Here is a 1,176-nt window from a genome sequence, read left to right on the forward strand (position 1 = left end):
ATGCCCTCGCCTCTCCTTGTCCCGTCGGCCCCGGCCTCCGCAAGGTCATCTGGCTGGCGAGAGAACCACTGCCATGCCGGCACGAAGGCGATGGTGCCCGACTCCACCTCGACGATGTCCGCCTCGCTCACGGTGATGACTGTCGACTCCCGGATACCCAACTCCTGCATCCCGGCGGCCAGGGCACGCACCTCGCGCTCGCGCGTGGACAGATCGGCCACAGATGCGCTCACCTGGATCAAACCCGATGCATGACGCGTGAACGGGTCGCCCACGACAAAGTCGATCTCGTGGCCTTGCGCAGTCACGTAAAACGAGATCTCGCCGCTGAGCATACGACCGGCGCGGCGACGGAGCTCGAGGAAGACCGCTGTCTCCAGTCGGGCACCCAGATTGGTGGCAGTGACGTGCGACAGCGCGGAGGCGAGCCCCGGATCAACCGCGTAGGCTTTGCGCGGATTGCTCGCAATCACCCGCTCGGACTGACTGAATATCGGGACGGTATAGACCAGATACGCGTCCTCGAAGTACGCGAGCAGAGCGTGCATCGTGTCCTTAGAAACCTGGAAGCCACGCGACTTCAGGTCCTTGTGAGCCTTGTTAACCGAGAAACGCTGACCCGATGACTGCAGGAGCAGGCGGGAGAACGCACGCGTGGCCACGGCGTTCTCGACGCGATGCCGCTCGATGACGTCGCGCAGGAGCACAAGCTCCACGTAGTCCTGGAGCGTCTGAATCCGCAGCGCCCGTGACATGTCCAGCACCTCGGGGAAGCCGCCCACCTCCAGGTACCAGTCCAGGTGCTCCAACAGCAGCGACCTGACCCGTGGACTCGGAGCGCCCCCGGCGAACACGTCGAGTCCGCGATGACGTGCGGTCTCGGCGAAGCTCATCGGAAACACCTCGACGGCCAGACCGCGTCCTCGGAACTCGGTGGCCACGTCAGTGTGCAGCAGACTCGCCGACGAGCCAGTGAGGTACATGCGTGCCGGCAAGGTGTCGACGACCCTGCGTGCAAACCGTGCGAAGCCCGGAACGGTCTGAACCTCGTCAAGGAACACATAGCAGCCCCGCTCGCGGGCCTCGGGGTTGCGACGGAAGAACGCCTCGAGCACGTTATCAAGCACGGTCTCCTGCAGCGGATACAGACGGTCGTCCTCGAAATTCACGTACAGG

Annotated in this window: 1 protein-coding gene; it reads right to left on the reverse strand. The window is 64.1% G+C overall.

From position 1 onward, the window contains the following. Window positions 1-1,176, reverse strand: a 1,176-nt coding sequence (locus Q8K99_10995) for an ATP-binding protein (protein MDP2183080.1), incomplete at both ends; no start/stop codon positions are given.

It is taken from the genome of Actinomycetota bacterium (genome assembly GCA_030682655.1).
In the GTDB taxonomy this organism is placed as follows: Bacteria; Actinomycetota; Coriobacteriia; order Anaerosomatales; family JAUXNU01; genus JAUXNU01.